The 19,126-nt window shown below is 45.5% G+C and carries 10 protein-coding genes; 5 read left to right on the top strand and 5 right to left on the bottom strand.

Going from position 1 to position 19,126, the window contains the following annotated elements; translation table 11 throughout:
- The 3 genes from V6C93_RS11035 to V6C93_RS11025 all read left to right on the top strand — a co-directional run.
- Positions 1-871: hypothetical protein (locus V6C93_RS11035; protein WP_333476707.1), on the top strand; the 871-nt coding region annotated here is incomplete at its 5' end.
- A gap of 102 nt (positions 872-973) precedes the next feature.
- Positions 974-1,288 carry a hypothetical protein gene (locus V6C93_RS11030; protein WP_333476706.1) on the top strand — a complete coding sequence of 105 codons (315 nt, stop codon included), beginning with the start codon at positions 974-976 and terminating at the stop codon, positions 1,286-1,288.
- A 164-nt stretch (positions 1,289-1,452) separates the two neighbouring features.
- Complete coding sequence (locus V6C93_RS11025) at positions 1,453-1,740, top strand: hypothetical protein (protein WP_333476705.1); 288 nt, start codon at positions 1,453-1,455, stop codon at positions 1,738-1,740.
- 84 nt (positions 1,741-1,824) lie between these two features.
- Here the strand turns inward: V6C93_RS11025 and V6C93_RS11020 are convergent, their stop codons facing one another.
- Positions 1,825-3,423, bottom strand: coding sequence for an adenylate/guanylate cyclase domain-containing protein (locus V6C93_RS11020; protein ID WP_333476704.1), 1,599 nt, complete (start codon positions 3,421-3,423; stop codon positions 1,825-1,827).
- A gap of 300 nt (positions 3,424-3,723) precedes the next feature.
- Between V6C93_RS11020 and V6C93_RS11015 the strand changes: the two genes are divergently transcribed.
- On the top strand, positions 3,724-5,340 hold the full coding sequence (locus tag V6C93_RS11015) for a protein kinase domain-containing protein (protein WP_414644162.1): 1,617 nt from the start codon (positions 3,724-3,726) through the stop codon (positions 5,338-5,340).
- 91 nt (positions 5,341-5,431) lie between these two features.
- On the opposite strand, the gene V6C93_RS11010 is transcribed toward V6C93_RS11015, so the two are convergent.
- The 4 genes from V6C93_RS11010 to V6C93_RS10995 all read right to left on the bottom strand — a co-directional run bounded on the left by V6C93_RS11010 (position 5,432) and on the right by V6C93_RS10995 (position 17,473).
- A complete protein-coding gene (locus tag V6C93_RS11010; protein ID WP_333476702.1) occupies positions 5,432-7,807 on the bottom strand; it encodes a response regulator in 2,376 nt (791 codons plus the stop codon).
- Positions 7,808-7,833: 26 nt separating this feature from the next.
- Entirely contained in the window at positions 7,834-13,749 is a 5,916-nt protein-coding gene (locus tag V6C93_RS11005) for a PAS domain S-box protein (RefSeq protein WP_333476701.1), read from the bottom strand.
- Positions 13,750-14,029: 280 nt separating this feature from the next.
- Positions 14,030-16,645, bottom strand: coding sequence for a sigma 54-interacting transcriptional regulator (locus tag V6C93_RS11000; protein WP_333476700.1), 2,616 nt, complete (start codon positions 16,643-16,645; stop codon positions 14,030-14,032).
- A 402-nt stretch (positions 16,646-17,047) separates the two neighbouring features.
- Positions 17,048-17,473: a hypothetical protein gene (locus V6C93_RS10995; RefSeq protein ID WP_333476699.1), complete on the bottom strand. Its 426-nt coding sequence runs from the start codon at positions 17,471-17,473 to the stop codon at positions 17,048-17,050.
- A 489-nt stretch (positions 17,474-17,962) separates the two neighbouring features.
- On the opposite strand from V6C93_RS10995, the gene V6C93_RS10990 reads away from it, so the two are divergent.
- A partial coding sequence (locus V6C93_RS10990; protein ID WP_333476698.1) for an FprA family A-type flavoprotein occupies positions 17,963-19,126 on the top strand: 1,164 nt, incomplete at its 3' end.

Here is a 19,126-nt window from a genome sequence, read left to right as displayed (position 1 = left end):
AGACGACTTCGGCATTACAGAACTGTTGTCCTGCATCAGCAACTACGTCGATGAGGATTTCAAGGCCGCCATAATGAACCTGGACGAGCAAGAGGTAGAAAGCCTAGCCGCAATCCTGATCCAGCGCTTAACCCATAACCTCAATGGCAAGCTAATCGCCAATTATTTGAATGCCATCCGCCACGGTGACTCCCATGTGATTTCTGACCCGACCCATTTAGAAATTCCGCCGCCATCGATAGAGTTACCCACTCACTTTCCCGATGATGTCGCGCCCCAATATCAAGAAGGCGATCGCGTTAGATGGCGACCCCTCACCCATACAACAGACTGGGGAATGGTGATTGGGCGCTTTTATGCCCGACATCACTGCCAATGGGCGGTTTGCTACCTCATTCAGCTCGATCAAGACTCGCCCAGTGCTGCTTGGACCGTTGCCGATACGGCTTGGGAAAAAGATTTGGAACCCAACACTCATCAGGCTTGGGAGAAGCCAAGTGATGTCCCTAGCTTCTGTAAATCTGTACATACTGCTCCGGGACACTATCGCGATGAAACAGAAAACAGAACTCATCCACGAACTCTGACTCAGCGAGAGCGAGAGGCGATCGCACTCTACAGCCACTGCCAACTTGGGCTAACACCCAGGAAGTTCTATTCCAAATGGTCTGTAAGATACGAGGAACTTGCCGCCATTTGTTCTCGCTCAAGTTCTACGGTTCAACGCTGGTTCTCAAGAGGTCGCAACTATCAACGTCCCACATCCAACGATTTGCGCCACCTTGCAATCATGGACTTCCTTTTAGAGCATTTCGAGGAAATTCCTTCAAAGCTATTGAACTTACTGTGTTTCCAAAAGCCCGGTCAGTAAGCTGTAAATTTATACATAAAAATACTAATATGTCAACCTCAGGCTGCGCTGTTTTGGCAACGCCTTTTCTACTACGGTGTCTACAGTCCAATCAAGCCAGCCATGAGGAAATCTAAAGCGATCGCTCGCGAAGCGTTGAGCCAAACGGCCATAGCGCTGCGCATTGCTCAAGAAATTGCGGCTATTCGCGTAGCGCTGAAGAAACGCGGCTACAGCCTCCGCAAGCGACCCAGGCAACCCGTCTGGACTGTCTACATCGCCCCCAACCATTGCTATCAGCTCACCTATCAACCCGCTCCGATCAGCAGTTGGGTGCTCTACCCACAAAGCAGCGATCGCTCCCGTCAAATCCTCTTGAAAATCATTCAAAGCGTATTAACTCGTCAACCCGCCGGCGTTGCTGGGAAAGTTTCTTAGCACTCAGAACACAAGGAAAGTATCCCCATTTTGCAGTCCCAAGCTTGTAGAGGTTTTCTAGCCGGAAAGCCCTACGGAGAGGATATTGGCTTGCAACAGGATGCACCAGGCAACGAGTGAGCTGGCCTCGAAATCAACCCTTATTAAGAGATCGCCAAAATTTTATGACCTACCTTGACCAACTTTATCCGTGGTGCATTATTAAGCCCCTGCCCAACTTACAACGATGCATCGTCGCTCGCTTTCGTCGCCGCAATGAAGCCGAAGCCCATCTGCAAGTTATCCGCCGACTTTTGCCCCATATAACCTACATAATTATTTTTGACCCAACACCAGAACGAGAAGAGAGTTTAGATGATTGCTCAGTTCCAGAACCTTATGAAGGAAACTCTTCAATTTTTCCGGATACCCTCACATCCATGCCGGATAAAAAAACAGTAGATGCACCCTGATGACCGCCCTCAGCCCCCCCGCTGAGGGTTTTTTCTTGTTAGACAACTCAACATAATTAGTCATTACTAATTATGTTGAGTTGTCTACACCTGATAAACCCGTATTGGTCGGTCAATGCCCTTGAAACGGTGTTCTCCCATCTCCTCCAAGCCTTGCTTTTGAGCCAACATTTGATAGGTAGCTTCACTGACAACGCATCCACCGGGGGGACAGATGGCTTCCATACGGGAGGCTAAATTAATCGTTGCTCCTAACGCGGTATAGTCCACCCTTTGAGAGCTTCCCACATCACCCACTACAGCCTTCCCACTATTAACAGCAATCCGTAATTGCAGAGGTTCACGCAAGAGCCGATTGATATTGAGATTCTCTAAACGAGTCAGCATTCCCTTTGCGGCAGCAACAGCACGGTCTGCATGATCTTTTTGAGGTTCAGGAGCCCCAAAAAAGGCCATGATACAATCTCCAATATATTTATCCAGAGTCCCACCTAGAGCAAAAACTTCTTGCAGCATCTCCTCGAACAAGTCATTAAGTAATTGAGCAACCTCTGCTGGTTTTAACCGTTCTGAAAGAGCCGTGAAGCCGACAATATCAGCAAACAGAATGCTGATTTCACTTTCTGCGGTAGGTAAACGACCATTTGGCAATGCTCCTACCGATATCAACTGCTGCACAACGGCTGGGGAGTGATAGCGCTCTAATCTTTGCCGAATCATTTCTTCGCTTCTAAGCTTCTGTTCCAACAGCCAACGTTGCACGCTAGAAGCTACTAAATTCGCTAAAGTTGAAAAAAAGCTGAGGTCTTCTTCTCCTTCCTCTGCCCAATGGCTTGAAGAAAAATGAGCATCGGCATACAGAACACCGACAACCTTATTTTCATCCCATAAAGGAACAGCCATTGCGCTACCAATGCCTTTGATTAAAATACTCTGTTGCCCTTCAAAACGTTGGTCAAGTTGGGCATCCGCCGTTTGAATGGCAACTTTCTCGATAAATGCTTTTTGACAAATGCTGCGGCTAATCCAACTGCCATCGGGTGCCAGATTATTCTGTTGGGTAACGTTTCTAGTGGCAGCATTGAGTAATTCCAGTTGCCCTGAACTACTAACATCAATTAACAACGCCAATCGATCAATACTTTGGAGGTAACGGAAAACGACTTTTTGAACCTGGGAGAAAATCGCTTCTATAGATTCAGCTGCACTTAAGCTTTTGGCTATCTCCACTAAGTCTTTGAGACGAGCGATCGCTTTGTCTTTGTGACTATTATCATCACTCTGAGCATCAGCTTGTATCCAATGCTGTTGCAATTCTTTGACATTGCGAAGGATGGTCGCTCCCTGAGCCAAGGGTTGCAGATTTATCGTATGAGGTTGAGGCGGCTCGGTCAAAAGAACCACGAGGTTAACAGCTCCCAATCCAATAAGGTCGCCGTCATTCACCGCTTGAGGCGAGTTCACAGGACGTTTATTCAATTGCGTCCCGTTTTTACTCCCCATATCCTCAAGCATCCACACTCCTGAAGCCGTTTTTAAAAAGCGGGCATGGTATCGAGAAATGCCCTCGTAAGGCAGGTTTAAGTCACATTCTGGCAACCGACCGAGCGTAAATTCATCCCGATTCACCGTAATTACTCTTTCCGTATTTCCCTGTTTTAGGCGCAGTTTGAGTTCAGCCATGACTCCGATACCTTAATGAAGCTTTCTAAAGACTGCGATAAGTCTTTTAGGAAAGGGACTTTTCGTGGAGTCAAGCCTTACCTACCCACAAGGTTATGGCATTATCCCGATAATTCCCCTGTAAATCTACCTACATCTTGGGGTCAGCTTCATCAGGGAAATTGTTAGGGGATTAATCTTTTTTGAGATGAAATTCATAGGAATTTCACTTATCTATTAAAAATCCGGAAACAGTTGGTTGTTGATGGAAAAATTGATTATGCTAACGGTTAAATGCGGGGGAAGCAATACAGCAATACCATGATAGGCGCATTACTAGACCAGCGTTACCAAGTGGTGCGAGTACTAGGCCAAGGCGGATTTGGTCATACTTACATCGCCGAAGACACTCGCCGACCTGGCAATCCCACTTGTGTCGTTAAACATCTCAAGCCCGCTTCTAGCGACCCCGAATTTTTGAAAATAGCTAGACGCCTCTTTACTCGCGAAGCTGAAACGCTGGAAAAACTGGGTAATCATGACCAGATTCCCAGACTATTAGCTTACTTTGAGGAAAACCAAGAGTTCTACCTGGTAGAGGAATTTATCGACGGACATCCACTCAATGTGGAACTGGAACCCGGTCAGCCGTGGAGTGAAAGCCAAGTCATTGAACTACTCCAAGAAGTCTTACCCATCCTAGATTTTGTCCACACTAACAGTGTTATCCATCGCGACCTCAAGCCTGAGAACTTAATTCGCCGCAAGCAGGACAACAAAATCGTTCTGGTTGATTTTGGCGCTGTTAAGCAAGTGCAGATGCAATCCATCGTTGCGCAAGAACTGGTCAAAGAGACGGTGGCTATTGGTACTCCAGGTTACATGCCGAGTGAGCAAGGACAAGGCAGACCCCGTACTAGTAGCGATCTTTATGCGCTCGGTATGATTGGCATTCAAGCCTTGACTGGACTTAATCCTACCCAATTTCCCGAAGACCCCGACACGGGGGAAATCATCTGGCAGCAACAGGCTCAAGTTAGCGATGCCTTGGCGGCTGTTTTGACGAAGATGGTACGCCACTACTTCAAATACCGCTACCAGTCAGCGGCTGAGGCAATGCAAGCGCTGGAACCAATCGCCAATCCCCACAGAGCGCAAGCGCTGGCAAATATAGCTAAACAGAGGATGAGTCACTACTTGCAAGGTGGCTATCAATCTGCGTCTAAGGCGCTGCAAACGCTCCAAAGTGGGTCTGGATCTGCCATTAAGGGAATACAGGCTATTCAGTCACTGGTTAAATCCTACATCCCCTCAGGTCAGGCAACTCGCCGTTCGGTCAATTTGCTGGAGGAAACAGCAACCGTTTCTCCTGCCCATCATTTGCGATCGCAAAACAGTTCACCGTCGATGCAGGGTTCTGTTTCTAGATTCCCCCACAAATTACCCCTGATCATTGGGGCAAGCACCGCAACTCTTATCGTTGGCGTCGGTATCTTTTCGGCAATTCGTCAACCCCCCCCTTCTGCGGTGACAACGGCTAATAAAACGAACGCGACACCTGAACCCAATAAAACTAGCGCCACGTCTGAAGCGAATAAAGCGAACACTACTCCTGAACCTAATAAATCCGACTCAAAATCCGAATCTGATCAAGCCGGCTCAACCGATAATTCAGCGCCACTAAAAGATAAAGATAATTGTACTTATGTGGTGATTAAATCATCCAACGTCCGAGAATCAGCTAGAAGTAAAAAAACTGGGGAAGTGATCAAACCAGGTACCCCAATCGCTGTGACTGGGCAAGAAAAAGATGGATGGTTAGAAATTAGTGCTCCAGTATCCGGTTGGGTTTATAAAAATCGCACTAAAAAAACTTGCCCTCCAGCTAAAAAAGCCGATTCCCAAAAGAGCGCCTTATCCAGTAGGGCCTGGTCATAAGCTGTTGTGCTGCAAAGCATCCCAATTATGCAACAGAAGATGAAAACCTTATGGGAAAGAATGCCATTGACTGAACGATATCAGGAAGTCTCTATGGATTTTCGTGTATATTCAAGTTAACTGGAATCTCTACAATAAATTCCGTTTTTTGTCCTGGAGTCGAAAGGCAACTGATGTGACCCTTATGTTTTTCCACAACAATCTGGTGGCTAATCGCTAATCCTAAGCCTGTACCCTTTCCTACAGCCTTGGTTGTAAAAAACGGGTCAAATATATGCTGAAGGACTTCCTCGTCCATTCCCTTGCCATTGTCAGTAACCCGAATAACCACTGACGAAGTAGAGGTGGATTCTTCCTCATTCTCAACTCTCCACTCTCCACTTTCCATTGCTGTTTTGATGGTAATTAATCTAGATTCAGATTGGTGTTCCAAGGCATCAATTGCATTATCGAACAGATTCATAAACACCTGATTCAACTGACTGGCATAACAGTACAGCAGTGGGAGTTGACTATAATCTTTAATCACCTGAATTTCTGGTCTATTCCCTTCTGCTCTGAGTCGGTGTTGCAAAATCAATAGAGTATTATCAAGATTTTCATGAATATCTATAGGTTTTAGAGCAGATTCATCCAGTCGAGAGAAGCTTTTTAGAGATAGAACAGTCTGCTCGATGCGTTCAGCTCCTACTTGCATAGAATGCATAAGTTTTGACCAATCTTCCATCAGAAACTCTAAGTCAATTTCTTCAATCAACTGCTGAATTTCTGGGGTAGAATTAGGATAAGTTTTTTCGTAAATCTCAATGAGTTGAGTCAAGTCTTTAAAGTATTCCTTGGCAGGGGTAAGATTACCGTAAATAAAGCTAATTGGATTATTAATCTCATGAGTAATCCCTGCTACCATTCGCCCCAAAGAAGACATCTTTTCGGTTTGAATGAGTTGGGTTTGGGTCCGTTTCAATTCGCCTAGGGTCTGCTCTAGTTCTTGAGCTTTTTCCCGTTCTCGTGCTTCTGATTGTCGCAATTCCTGTTGCGATCGCTCACGTTCAATGGCAATTTTGGCGAGGTAGAGAGTTTGGGCAATCAAGTCTTGGTCAAGTTGAGTTGGCCTTTGAGGTTGGTCATAATATCCTGCAAAGGTTCCTAACACTGTTCCTTGTGCGGATAAAATCGGTGTAGACCAGCAGGCTCTGAGTCCGTAAGATAACGCCAAATCGCGACCAGATGCCCATAGGGGATCGGTGGCAATATCAGACACGATTACAGTGGCTTTACTATAGGCGGCTGTACCGCAAGAGCCAACCTCCGGACCAATGGCTACACCATCGATCGCATGGTTGTAACTCTGTGGCAAACTGGGGGCTGCACCGAAGCGTAATCGCTCCTCTGGATCGAGTAGGAGAAACGAACATCGCATCTTCCCAGATTGTTGCTCAACAAACCTAGCGAGAGTATCGAGGATTTCAGAGAGTGGCACATCAGAGGCAATGAGTTCTAGGATGTGATTTTGTCCAGCTAGAAGCATCTCAGCTTGCTTGCGATCGGTGATATCCAGCGCTGTTCCGAACAGTTTAATCACCTGCCCTTGCTCGTTAACTATCCCTTCTCCTCGTCCCTCAATATGCCGGACTTGACCATTCGGTCGTACAATCCGAAAATCAAAATTATAGGATTGTCCTTGTTGGAGCGCTCGCCTCACCTTTTTTTGCCACAAGGCTCTATCATCGGGATAAATCTGCTGAATATTTTGCTTGTAGGTGGGTTCAGGTTGAGATGGATCAAGACCAAATATACGAAATAGCTCCTCTGACCAAGTCAGCTCTTTGGTCAGGGCATCAAATTCCCAATTTCCCACATGGGCAACTCGCTGGGCTGTTGCTAGTTTTGCTTCACTCGCGATGAGTTTGGCTTCTGCCTGTTGACGATGCTTTGCTGCGGCTTCCTTGTTGCGAATTTCTTCTTGAAGGATGGCATTTTGCTCTTGCAGTTGCTTCGTTAAGCTACGCAGATGCAGGTGGATTTTGACACGGGCTAATATCTCTTCCAGTTGAATTGGCTTAGTGATGTAATCCACTGCCCCCAGCGTCAATCCTTTGACCTTATTCTCCGGATTGGCAAAATCAGCGATCGCCGTCATAAAAATAACAGGGATATCCTTCGTCTTCTCCCAACTTTTCAGACGGCGGCAGGTTTCAAACCCGTCCATCTCCGGCATCATAATATCCAACAAAATGAGGTCAGGTGAGGCTCTTTCTAAGAGTTTTAGAGCTTGGATACCACTTTTAGCTATCCGAACTTTAAACCCAGACTCTCCCAAAAAATCAGAAATCAATTTCAGATTGGCACTGGTGTCATCGACCACCAGAATTTCCTCTTTTTGGGTGCTATTGTCGATATCTAAATCAAAGTTTGTTAAATTTTTATTAAGAATTTGACTAAGGAGAACTTCGTGATAAGACTGCATTTTTAGAAAAAATTAGTTAATCAGAACTATTTGTATTCTGGGTCTTCTGATAAATAGCGGTCAATGATATTGGCAATTTCTTCATATTCAAAATCGGCGGCGAGTTCCAGTATCCGGGTTGTAAAAGGAGTATAGTTGAGATTTAATTGCTGGAGTCGGATGATTTCCTGCTCAACACCCTGCACATAACCCGTATTAGCCGCCTCATACAGGGCAAGCAGTGCATTAGGAGGGGGTATGACCATTTCTGTTAGGGTAACCTGGGTGTAGCGACTCGATTCATCCCCTAATTCCTCGGATTGCGTTTTACTCTCACTGTAATAAATCCACGTTAAGTTTAAGAAACTCTTGATTTTGTCTAACAAGTCTTCAGCTTGGATCGGCTTAGGGAGAAAGTCGTTGCAGCCAGATTCTAAGCTTTTTTGTTGGTCAGCGATAAATGCATTGGCAGAAATCGCAATAATTATTGTATTTTGAAGCTCTGGGACTTGGCGGAGTTGTTGTGTCATCTGGTAGCCATCCATCACTGGCATGACTAAGTCAGCAAGAATTAAATTGGGTTGAAATGCTAAGGCTTTTTCTAATCCGTCCTGTCCATTTGCGGCCTCTTCGAGTTCAAAGCCGATAGGTTCTAAGATATTGACGAATACTGCGCGATTTTCCCAACGATCATCAACAATGAGGATTTTTTGTTGAGAGCCAGAGTAGCCAATAATGGGGTCGGTTCTTGTTACGGTGGTTGACTTAATTGGCGTCGAGCCGACTGGCACGTTTAGGTCAAACCAAAATCGGCTGCCCGTTTTTGGAGTACTCTCGACAAAAACGTTACCTGCCATGAGTTCAACAATTTTTTGAGTAATTGCCAGTCCCAAACCTGTTCCTTCTGCACGGCGCGAACTATCCCCCACTTGCTCGAAGGGTAAGAAGATTTTTTCCAATTGTTCTGGTGTGATCCCGATGCCTGTATCTTCAATTTGGAAGCGAACCAATCGATTTTGGATTTTAGATTTTGGATTTTGGATTGAAGATAGTGGAGTGACTGCTACGTCCTCTAGAATTTCTACTTTGAAGGTAACGCTACCCGTATCGGTAAATTTGATGGCATTGGACAGCAGGTTCATTAAGACTTGACGCAGTCGCTTTTCATCGGCATGAATGATTCTGGGCAGTTCGCTCAAGGGAAGGTAGGTAAAGGTCAGGGATTTTTGTTCAGCTTTGAGGCGGAAGATTTCAATGATGTCGGTGAGGAAGGAGGGAAAATTAAAGTTTTCTGGATAGAGTTCGAGCTTTCCAGCTTCGATTTTAGATACGTCTAAAATATCGTTAATCAGCGTCAGGAGGTGCATCCCACATTGGTAAATAATGTCAATACCTTCTTTTTGCTTGGGGGTGCTGTTAGAGTGCTGTTGCAGAATTTGCGTGTAGCCCAAAATGCCGTTGAGGGGGGTGCGGAGTTCGTGACTGATGTTCGCTAGGAAGGCGCTTTTGGCACGGTTGGCTGCTTCTGCCGCTTCCTTAGCTTTTGCTAATTCTACTTCGGCTTGCTTGAGATTGGTAATATCGATTTCAATCCCATCCCAAACGGTTCGCCCATCATCCAGGCGACGGGGAGCTGAACGAACATAAGACCATTTAATTTCACCTGTAGCTGTTCGCTTACGCATCTGCATCTCAAAAAGCGATAGATGACGCCTAGACTCCTCGGTTAACTGCTCATTGAGCAAGCGATCTTCTTCAATAAGGAGATTGTATAAGACGCTAGCATCTTGCATGATAACTTCCGGTTTGATGCCAACTAGGCGTTCAATTCCTGCGGTGATGTAAGAGAAGTAAAGCTTTCCATTGGGTTCTTGAACGAGTTGATAAATTACACCATTGGGTAGATTATCGGCAAGGGTACGCAGCCTGTACTCTCGCTCTTGTAATTCTAGTTCTGAGCGTTTGCGATCGCTCACATCTCGATGGGTTCCCGTCATCCGCAACGGCAGACCATTGGAGTCACGAGCGACAACCTTACCGTAATTGGCAATCCATTTCACTTCCCCCGATTTAGTGAGTACTCGATAGTCAAAATTGTAAGGAACTGAGCTGTCGGCTAAATGTGCATTTAAAGTTTCCATCACCCAAGGTTGATCGTCGGGATGAATCAACCGCTCCCAAGTGCTGAACTCTCGGGGGAGTTCGTCCACCTCATAACCCAGCATTTCTAGATACCTGGGGCTGAAATAAACCTCTTCTGTTTGAATCTTCCAATCCCAAAATCCATCCCCAGACCCTTCTAACGCGAGTTGCAATTGCTCCTCTCTCTCTTGCAAGCTTTCTTCTGTGCGTTTGCGAGCTGTAATATCCCGCACCATGACCAAAACGTTACCGTTTTCACTGGCGGCAATTCTGGTTTCTTCGTAATGGGTTTCTCCCTGCACGACAAGCTGATGCTCGTAAACCTGTAGTTCACCCGTTTGCAGTGCGCGTTGCACGTACTCCATTCGTTGTCGAGCGGTAGGATATGGCAGCACGCTGTAAATGTTGGTGCCAACGTAGGACTGTTCTGAATTGAAAAGTTGAAAATCTCGACCCACTGATATTTCCAGGTAGGTGCCATCCTGATTCATCCAGATCAGTAAATCGGGTATCGTACTAAGGATGGAGCGATTGGTTGCTTCACTGTGGCGCAGGGCTTCTTCCGCTTGTTTGCGCTCAGTAATATCCCTAGCTGCGGCATAAATCAAGTTGCCCATAGGAACAGAACACCATTCAATCCAACGATACAACCCATCGCGGCAACGGTAACGGTTCACGAAGTTGGGAATTTCTTGTTGCTCGGTTAGACGTGCGATCGCATCTAGGGTACTCTCTAAATCCTCTGGATGAACATAGTCAAGGAACCGGGTACCTTCCAGTTCTTCCAGGCGATAGCCGAGAGTTTTTTCCCATTGGGGATTGAGGCGCAGGAAATAGCCATCAGTGTTGGCAATGCAGAGTAAATCTAGGGCTGCACTGAAGAAGTAATCGAGTTCTTCGGTTTTGGTTTTTAACGCCAGTTCCGCCAGTTTCCGATTGCTAATATTACGAGTCACAGCAATGACTTCATTTTCGTGAAGGCGAACCATTCGAGCCTCGAAGTATTGTTCACCTTCAGGCATGGGTAATGAATATTCCAGACTGATGGGTAAATTAGTTTCCAGTACTTGCTCAACTGCGGCGTGTATTTTCTGTCCAACCGGGGGAGGCAATATGTCTTGAACTCTCTTACCCAGGAATAATTCCGGTGGGCAATATAAATAGTCCTCATCTTTTGTTTTATAGTCCAGGATAGTTCCATCAAGCGCCACCCGAAAAAGTAGATCGGGGAATACGGCAAAAATAGCTTGCATTTCCTGATTGGTTTGGCGCAGCCTTTCTTCTGTCAGTTTGAGTTGAGTGATATCGCGCAAAATGGTAGTAAAGACTTTTTCCCCATTGATTTCCAGCTTAGAAATTGAGGCGTCAGCGGTAAATTCAGTTCCATCTTTGCGGCGAGCAAAAATCTCGCTTCGATCTCCCATGCGTCGCGCTTTACTGACAGATTCGCTAAAAGCAGTAATGTGTTGATGGTGAATGGCTCTCACGCTAGCAGGTAAGAGCAAATCGAGAGGCTGACCTAAAACTTCATCAGCCCTGTATCCAAAAATCTTTTCAGCACCCTGGTTAAATAGAGTGATTCGTTGCTTGGTGTTGACTGAAATAATGGCATCGTTAGCAATTTCGAGAATACCCGCAAATCGAGCTTGAGACGCTTTTAGAGCTTGTTCTACCTGAATGCGATCGCTAATATCACGGGCAACCCAAACAACAGAATGAGCTGACAACGGTGAAATGCAAGCTGTATACCAAACCTCTCTGTTATTGATGCGTAGACTATAGTCAAAATTGATACTTTGCTGAGTTTCCCATACCTGTTGTACTTGAGCGAACCAAATCTCTTCTGTGTGCTCTTGAAAGAATGGAGCGACTATCCAATTGAGCAGATTGGTGTCGTCAGCGTACCCGTCAATTGCTTTCGTCGGTATCACTTGTAGACTTCTTTTCTCATCAATAATGAGTACAATATCGAGGCTCGATTCAAAGATTGTCCGCACTTGCTGAGTAGAAGTCTGAAGTTTTACTTCTAGGAACTTACGTTCGGCAATTTCATAGTTTAATTGTTCGTTCGCCCCCACTAATTCTGCGGTACGTTCGGCAATTTGAATTTCTAAAGTGCGGTTGTATCTGGCTAAGAGTTCTTTAGATTGTTGGTGCTCTGTAATATCTTGGAATGCTGTGATTGCATAAATAATGTTTCCTTGCTCGTCGAAAATTGGGGTAGCACATACCTCAAAGGGAATAATCGCCCCATCTCGATGAAGTTCTATATCATCAACAAAGACCGTTTCGCCTTTTAGAGCAAGTAATGCTGGGATTTCTTCAGTCGGGTATAGCTGGTTTTGGCGATAGAATTGATACACTTGGGCGAGTTCTTCATTGGCAGCCTCCGGGATTCTTTCTATACCGAGTAAATGCTTTGCTACCTGGTTGAAGTACAAAACTTTGCCCGTCGCTTCATGGATAGATACTCCCGCAGGTATAGCATTCAAAAATTGCCGGAGTTGGCTTTCACGCTGCGCTAACTCTGCATTTAAGAAGTTGAGTTCAGCAAACGATTGTTGTAGTTGTGCTGCCATTGTATTAAAGGAATTTGCTAGTTCTCCTACTTCATCAGAACGTTCGATTTCTACAGGTTTATCCCATTTTCCTTTGGCAATATCTTTGGCAGCCGTATTCATCCGTAGGATGGGTTGAGTAATCCAACGAGCGGTCAGAACACCAACCCCAATTGACCCAACTAAGGCCGCGATACACAGCAGGATAGTGGTGCGAGTATTGGTATTGATTTGCTCCGTGAAGTCGGCTTTGGGAATGACCACCACAACCAACCAGTCCAATCCGAGTTGATCTCGCCAAGGGGATACTCGAATATATTGTTGCTGACCTGATAAGTCTAGGTTTAGTTGATAACTCTTCTCTATCCGATTGAGGTTGCCAAAATGTTTTTGCAAATACCATGTTGTTCGTTGAATACCAGGAGTAACACTGTTCGCGGCGTTGAGTCTTTTGGCCTGATCATTGACCATTCTGAAGGAGGGTTCATTAACAGAACTAGCAACCAATAGTCCAGAGCGTTCTAAGATAAACGCCTTTCCTGATTTGCCAATTTTTATATTCTTTAAAAAGCGGCTAATATCCGACAGCTTCAGATCGATGCCTGTGACTCCTATAAGGTTTTTGTTCTCATCATATAAAGGATAGCTGGCAGCGATAGACATGATTTCAGGATTGGTATCCCAATTATAAATTTCACTCCATACAGGTTTACCTGCTTTTACGGCATTGAAATACCACGATTCCTTATGAGGGTCGAAATCCTGAACGGATATCAGGCGAGTGCGGGCACCTTTTTTATCGGTATCATATTTGTAAGATTTACCTTGGCTATGCTTCGGAATTTCTTCGATTTGGATACTGCCCTGCCCATAATCCCCGGCTCCGATAAATTCTCCCTTCGGAGTCGCAAAATTGATGTAGCTTATATTGAAAACTTGTAATTCTCTCCAAAAATATTGCCCTGTACTTTTGAAGTCAAATAAATTTAATAGTTTTAATTCATAAGCATCAACATTGATTTTATTCAGCTGAGAGGGAATAGCTAAATAGCTATCAAGGTGCTGATCGATACGGGCGTTGATTTCAAGTTGGAGTTGAGTAGCAAGGTTACTCACTTCTTGATATCCGTTTTTATAGGAGAGATACCCCACCAACCCCACTGTGCCAACGATTTGCACGACGAAGGGGACAATGAGGACGGTTTGTAAGGGAAGTTTACCAGCAACTCTGGCAGCTAAGCGGTTGAGAGCTTGCATGGGCATGAGGGCAAAGAGGTGGCGCGGGCAAGAGAGCTGATCGTTTCTTATTAATCAAGCTAACCTAAATCTAAAGGAGGATGACACTGTACTGATCAACTGATTATGTCTCTTTTGATTCCTCACCTTGCACCCAGCACCTCGATAAAGGTGCGATCGCGCCTCAAAGAAACTCTTCGATTTTTCCGGATACCGTGAGAGTCGCAGCGGATTAACAATTATTAGATGCACCCTGATGACCACCCTCGGCAACTCGCTGAGGGTTTTTTCTGATCTGTTTTCTCACTTAGTAACCAACGATAATTGCCCAAAGACAGACACCAAGAATAACCGAAGCTAGATGCTGCGCGAGCAGCGATCGCACAGGCTGACAGGCAATTTTTTGCGTCAGAATCATCGTTAAAACCACACCAAAAATCAGTGTTATGCTCTGCAAAAAGGCGATCACAGCCGGATGAGCCACCCAGATCGGTAAACTTTCACCCCTCAAGCCAAACGTTGCAAATGTCACGGGCAAAAGACGCCCACCTTCACTCAAACCTAAGCGCAGGTAATGAGCCAAGTTACCCGCAAGGACTAGGGGCAAGTACCCATAAGCAAGCGCGATAAACGGTTTAGGCTTGGGATTGGGGATTTGAGATTTTAAAGTTTGAAGGAGTCGGTAAAATGCCTGCTCTCCTGCATAGGCGATTAACGGAATAGCGGCAGGAATCACTAACACCGCAAGCGACAACCCAACGTGTTGCCAAAAATCCTGCAAATTCAGGGACAAGCCCAATTCTGTTTGTATCTCCGGTAGCCGATGCAGAAATATCCCACCGAGCAACAATAGGAGTAGGGCCACCTCATAAGTGCGGGGATTATGAGTTGTCCAAAGCTCAATTCCTGGAGGACGCAAATTGACCTCCACGGAGCGATGAGGGCAGGCTTTGAGACAGGTCATGCACAGTACACAATCCCGGTTATCTTCCAGTTGAGCTGGGTGGGAATACAAAGGACAACCTGCCGTTTCCAATCCTTCACCTTTTTGGGGGCCGCCTTTATAACATTGATAGGTCGTGCATTCCGCTGAACAAGTACCCTGCTGCGCCCTGAGTTCCGTCATCGATAACTTGGCAAATAAACCATTCATTCCCCCAATTGGGCACAGATACCGACACCAAAAGCGGCGCTCAAAAATCGCGGAGAAAATCATCGCCCCAGCTGTAATTAACAGCAGCAAGCAAGCGGAGAGGTAAGCCGTGTTCTCTAAATTCCAAAGTTCTTCCCACAAAAAAATTAAGGTAAATAGGCCAAACAAAAACCAGCCACCCCACTTTTCAGCGGCTTCTCTAGGCCAACGCTTCAACTGTCGAGGCCACAGCCAGAGGGAAAGCTTTTGGGTAATTTCCCCGTAAATCATGAAGGGACAAACCGCGCACCAGAGTCGTCCAACAAAGGGAAAGCCAATGAGAACGAGAGGCCACCACCACGCCCAAAACAGATTTAAGGTAAAGTTTTCCTGACGATTTTGGGGGCCAACAAATCCCAGTACCACAATCAGGGCAAAGAACCATAAGGTAAAGCCGTAGTTTATGCGATCGGGCCACCACTCACTCCTTAAAAAGCGCCTGAATCCAGGATAGGCATTGAGCAGATTTAATCGGAATTGTTTTTTCTTACTCTGAGAAGGCCAGACCAGTTCTTCCGTGAGTTCTTTGCCATTGCCCAACTGAACGAGCGATCGCTCTACGAGATTTTGCAACTCCCTTAGATTACCGGGAAAATCATACGCTTGTAATCGGCGCAAGGCTTCTGGCGTGACACGGGGTTTAGAAATCCCTCTCGCCCGACACCAGAGACTAATGTAGTAATCCATCTGGTCGCTAATATCGGCTTTCCGGACTCGCAACGGTGGGACTTTAATTAAATGAGCAACCTGGTGTTCAATCTCTGGTAGGGCTTTTTCAGAGATCATCAGGATATGCGCCTGACATTGCAATTTGGGATTTTGGATTTTAGATTTTGGATTGGCTTCGTCCGTGTTCTTACTTTGCTCTCTCTCAACGGGTGTATAGGTACCCGTTTCTAGCAAATTAGCGAGAATCGGCATCAACTCTGGGGGCAGTTCCTGAATATTGTTGAGAATCAACGTGCCTTGTCCAAGCGCTTCAATTAAGCCTGGTTTGCCTCCAGCACGACCGAATAGTTCTGCACCACTTGCCTGCACGGTGCTGCAATCGACTTTAATTACGGGTTCGCGTCGGTAGATGGAACCGAAGTGTATAAGTGTAGCGATATTATCTTTTTCCAGTCCCGGTTCGCCAAAAATGAGTGCTGACTTGCGATCTTCTGCCGCCTTTTTAATTTGCTGCCGTAAGCGCACGGCATAGCGGCTTTTTCCCACAATCCCACGTTTTGCCCGATTGACTAAGTAAGGTCGTAATGTACCTTGACGTTCTTGCTCATAGCTCAGTTGAGAGGACAGCTGAGCGAGTTCAGCCGCCAGTTGTGGTGAAAGTGCTTGGGAAATTTCGGGGTAGGCTTCGAGTAATTCTCGAAATCCCTCGGCAGGTATTACCCATAGCTGACATTCGCTCAGGGTTTGGACGGTTCTTTGAGCCGATTGGTCAAATAGCAATTCTTGCAAATGAATGATGGCTCCTGGGAGCCAACTGATTGCCCAAGGGGAACTCGTCGGGTTAGAGCCATAGCGAAGCGTGGGCGAGGCGCGATCGCTCTCAATGCGTCCTTGCTGCAAAATATAGAGATATTCAACAGGTGTGTCTTCGAGAACTAGGCGCGTATTGGCACTCACTACCTGTTCTTGCATCACTTGCGCGATCGCATTCAACACCTCTACTGACAAATTACCGAAGGCTGTTCGTTCTTGTAGCCAAGTCACCAAGTCGGGGAAGGTCATAATATTAGCCCTTCAATCAAGCTTGGTTTATATTTTACAAAATATCTATAATTATTTTTAATTCATCTCAGTCACAGCCAAGACAAAAAATCCTAAATGATAGAGCTATCTAATCTCTGGGTTCCCCTAGCCCTTTTGGGTCTGATTATCTTAGCCGCTATTTTCTTCAGTCACAGCAGCTGAGCAATATTCCAGCTTGGGAAGATAAATTTTAAAATTTTTCAATGGCTAAGTTGCTTATCACCTATAGCAAAAGGCACCGGAGTTCATACGAGGAGGCAGAAGGCAGTTCGCGCAGCGTTCTCCGCAGGAGTAGGCAGAAGAGATGCATATTGACGGGTCTTGGTTTCAGTATTTTACTTTGTCCTGATCACCTTGCCGACTGCTATAACCTTCAAGCCTTTATCCTACGTCTAGTAAGAATAAGGACAACATAATCAAGTATAAAAGCAGGGCGAATACGACCACTACAAAGGGTGGTGTGATAAATAATGGAATACTGCTTTCTTCCAAGAGGCTTGGTAAAAAACCCTCGTAGCAGAGAGAATCACCACAAGTTCTATAGTTAAATAGAACAACAAAAGCTTGAAAACCTATAATTTTTAGCAATAAACTTTTATTGATTTTAACGATTGTTCGTCCCCTACGTGTGCGAAAAGTTGCACTTAGGAATAACAAGACAGAAGTAAAAGCGTAGTAAATAGTTCCAAAAATTAGGTAAACAAAAATGGCTAACCAACCATCAGAGGTTGATAAGAAAAGCGGTACACTAATTAGGGCGTAAATTACATAGAAAACAAAAAACACCCAAATGTTAGTTTTAATCATTGGGGTTCTATCCACTAAAACATTACAACAGATTCTATTTCCAGCTTCCCAGGTGAACTGACAGCTGTCAAAAAATGGTAGTGTTTAAATCTTTTTATTAAATCAGCGCTCACGCTGTTAGGAACCTCATTATATATTACGGAGAGTTACACCAAGACGAGAGAAAATTAGACCATCGTCACGGAAACCAACTGTTGGATATCAGAAGGTTTATCACTTGAAAATGCGTCCTGGTAATCATTACTGGAAAACTCGCCAATATCCGGAGTCACTCACTCGATTTATTTATGGTCTTGCTTTAGCGCTCTCAAGAGCAACTACAAGCCTTAGCTATACCTGCAAAAAGGGAGGCTCCTGCAACTCCTGAGCTGGATCTAATGAAATTTTTGAACCATTGCATAAGATATATCTATTTTTACAACTCAAATTGATATGTAAAAATAATCAGCATAGATGCAGATGTATGAGTTGCACAAAAGGAGGCTTCAGATGGTAGCACTGGCTGAGGGAGTTAAGCGCAGGTTGACGATGCAGACGGTGGAAATTGCTGATAGTACAACAGCAATCCGATCGCTGGATTGGGATCGCGATCGCTTCGACATTGAATTCGGTCTACAAAATGGCACCACTTACAACTCATTCATCATTCAGGGGGAAAAAATTGCCCTGATAGATACCTCTCACGAAAAGTTTCGTCAACTGTACCTGGATACCCTGACAGAACAGATTGACCCAACTCAACTGGATTACCTAATTGTCAGTCATACTGAACCAGACCACAGTGGGTTGGTTAAAGATATCCTGGCACTAGCGCCTGACGTGACGGTTGTGGGGTCAAAGGTAGCGATTCAGTTTCTGGAAAATTGGGTGCATCAGCCGTTTAAGCAACTCATTGTGAAAAATGGCGACACACTAGACTTGGGGAACGGACATGTTCTGGAATTTGTGATTGCCCCCAATCTGCATTGGCCTGACACCATCTTCACCTACGATGCCAAAACGCAGATTCTTTATACCTGTGATGCATTTGGGATGCACTATTGCGACGATCATACCTTTGATGAAGATTTAGAACTCCTTGAAGAGGATTTTAAATATTACTATGACTGTTTAATGGGGCCGAATGCGCGATCGGTGCTGTCTGCCCTGAAGCGGATGAGTCAGTTGCCCGCGATTACTACCATTGCAACCGGTCACGGCCCCCTACTGCATCACTATGTTACCGAACTAACCGGTCGTTATCGCCAATGGAGTGAAGAACAGGCGAAGGCAGAAACAACCGTTGCTGTATTTTACCTGTCGGATTACGGCTATAGCGATCGCCTCTCCCAAGCGATCGCTCACGGTATCACCAAAACAGGTGTGGCCGTGGAAATGATGGATTTAAGGTGGGCTGACCCCCAAGAGGTGAGAGAATTGGTCAGTATCGCCTCTGGGTTAGTGATTGGCACGCCACCAATTGCGGGAGAAGTTGCCCAAAAGGCGCAGACGGCGATTAGCACGATCCTAGCGGCGGCGAATGCCAAGCAATCCGTTGGGGTGTTTGAGTCGGGCGCTGAAGATAGTGAATCGGTTTATCTGCTGGCGAACAAGTTTCGAGATTTAGGGCTAACTCCGGCGTTCCCACCGATTCTGATTAAAGAGACACCCACA

The sequence above is a fragment of the Allocoleopsis sp. genome (assembly GCF_036703385.1).
GTDB lineage: Bacteria > Cyanobacteriota > Cyanobacteriia > Cyanobacteriales > Coleofasciculaceae > Allocoleopsis.
The sequence above is the reverse complement of the archived record's forward strand: the minus strand, read 5'-3'. Positions and strand labels throughout refer to the sequence as shown.

Bases quoted from the DNA above. Each gene is read 5' to 3' on its own strand.
- V6C93_RS11030 (WP_333476706.1), top strand. From the start codon at position 974: ATGAGGAAATCTAAAGCGATCGCTCGCGAAGCGTTGAGCCAAACGGCC.
- V6C93_RS11025 (WP_333476705.1), top strand. From the start codon at position 1,453: ATGACCTACCTTGACCAACTTTATCCGTGGTGCATTATTAAGCCCCTG.
- V6C93_RS11020 (WP_333476704.1), bottom strand. From the start codon at position 3,423: ATGGCTGAACTCAAACTGCGCCTAAAACAGGGAAATACGGAAAGAGTA.
- V6C93_RS11015 (WP_414644162.1), top strand. From the start codon at position 3,724: ATGATAGGCGCATTACTAGACCAGCGTTACCAAGTGGTGCGAGTACTA.
- V6C93_RS11010 (WP_333476702.1), bottom strand. From the start codon at position 7,807: ATGCAGTCTTATCACGAAGTTCTCCTTAGTCAAATTCTTAATAAAAAT.
- V6C93_RS11005 (WP_333476701.1), bottom strand. From the start codon at position 13,749: ATGCCCATGCAAGCTCTCAACCGCTTAGCTGCCAGAGTTGCTGGTAAA.
- V6C93_RS11000 (WP_333476700.1), bottom strand. From the start codon at position 16,645: ATGACCTTCCCCGACTTGGTGACTTGGCTACAAGAACGAACAGCCTTC.
- V6C93_RS10995 (WP_333476699.1), bottom strand. From the start codon at position 17,473: ATGATTAAAACTAACATTTGGGTGTTTTTTGTTTTCTATGTAATTTAC.